Source organism: Hydrogenivirga sp. 128-5-R1-1, assembly GCF_000171895.1.
Genome location: NZ_ABHJ01000276.1, coordinates 1 through 1,670 on the forward strand (window position 1 = coordinate 1; position 1,670 = coordinate 1,670).

The window sequence follows — 1,670 nt, forward strand, 5'->3', positions numbered from 1 at the left end:
TACAAATCCCATGTGAGAAACAGATGAGTAAGCAATAATCTTTTAATATGCTGCTGAGCCAGTGCCATTGCAGCTGTATATATAATAGCTATTACACCAAGTGTAAACATACAGGGATAAAATATTTTGAAGCCTCTGGAAACCATGGGAGAGAAAATCTTACAAACCCATAAGTTCCCATTTTTAGAAGTACTGCAGCAAGTATAACAGAACCTGCTGTTGGAGCCTGAACGTGGGCAGCAGGAAGCCACGTATGGAACGGCCACATTGGAACTTTAATAGCAAAACCAAGTGCTAAAAGTAGGAAAAATATTATCTCAAGGTTAAATGGAAGCCCTAAGTTTGCCAAATCAAAATAACTTGTTGAAAGTTTTCCTGTATGGAAGTACTGGTAAACGTACATTCCAACAACACCAATAAGGAGGAAAAGAGAACCGAAAAATGTATATATAAAGAACTTAGTTGCTGCATAAATTCTTTCAGCGTATCCCCATACCCCAATAATTAAGAACATTGGTATAAGCATAGCTTCCCAGAATATATAAAACCAGACCATATCCCATGCTACGAAAACACCTATACATGCAGCTTCAAGAACTAAAAATGCTATAAAGTACTCTTTAACCCTTTTCTTTATATTTACACTCCAGATGAAAGAAATAAGAAAAGAAAGAGCCGTAAGCCAGTACATAGTTAAACTAAGAGCATCCACCCCAACTTCATAAGAAACGCCAAACTGAGGTATCCAGTTGTACTTTTCATAAAACTGAATTGCATAATGTGAATAATCATAAGCAAAAAGCATCCATGTTGATATGGCAAATACTACAGCTGATATTACTATACTAATAGGTTTAGCAAACCTTTCACTTAGAAAAAATAATATTCCGGCTGCAATTAACGGAAGTACTATTGAAACTGTAAGCCAAGGAAAACTTGCCGGTTCAAATTGAAATTCCATTCTTTTCCTCCATCCTTACTTTACTATTAAAAATATTGATAAGAAAACAAGTATACCTACAGACATCTGCAGTACATAAGCTGCTATTCTTCCAGACTGTGTAAGTCTTAACACTCCACCTGTAGCAAGTGATACTTTTGCAGAGCCGTCTACTATTCCATCAATTATAAATCTATCGCCAAGTTTCCATAAGAATACAGAGAACTTATAGTAGCCATAAACAAATATTGCATAGTAAATATTGTCAAAGTACCATCTGTTGTAGAAAAGTTTGTATAAAGGTTTAAATGTATCTCCAAGCCATTGATAACTGATAGTTTTTTTCTGATAAACAAGATATGCAAAGAAAATACCACCTAAAGCTGTTAATAATGCAAGTATTCCAAGCATTGAGCTTAATGACTCAGTAAGGAAATGTAGTGCATCTTCCGGAACGTGTATATGGTGAGCCCTTGATAAACCTTCTTCCATTAATATCTTTGTTTTTTCTGGAACGAAATCTTCTGACATAAATTTAGGGTCTAATGATGGTTTTAAGAAGTTTAAGAAAAACTCTCTAAAGAAGCCAAGAATTACAGCTCCTGTCGCAAGAACGATTAAAGGAATTGTCATATTCCATGGAGATTCATGAACATGATGTTTAGTATGAGGGTCTAATCTATCTCCATTTTCAAAAGCAAGGAAATAAAGCCTGAATATATAAAATGCT

General features: G+C 34.8%; 1 protein-coding gene and 1 pseudogene. Both read right to left on the reverse strand.

The window, feature by feature from the left end; all coding sequences use genetic code 11:
• Positions 1-91: 91 nt before the first annotated feature.
• On the reverse strand, positions 92-961 hold the full coding sequence (locus tag HG1285_RS18435) for an NADH-quinone oxidoreductase subunit M (RefSeq protein WP_008289111.1): 870 nt from the start codon (positions 959-961) through the stop codon (positions 92-94).
• Positions 962-976: 15 nt separating this feature from the next.
• A pseudogene (locus HG1285_RS19930) lies at positions 977-1,670 on the reverse strand (NADH-quinone oxidoreductase subunit L); the annotation flags it as partial.

What these genes read in the sequence shown, in the direction of transcription:
- HG1285_RS18435 (WP_008289111.1), bottom strand. Translation starts at nt 961, where the DNA reads ATGGAATTTCAATTTGAACCGGCAAGTTTTCCTTGGCTTACAGTTTCA.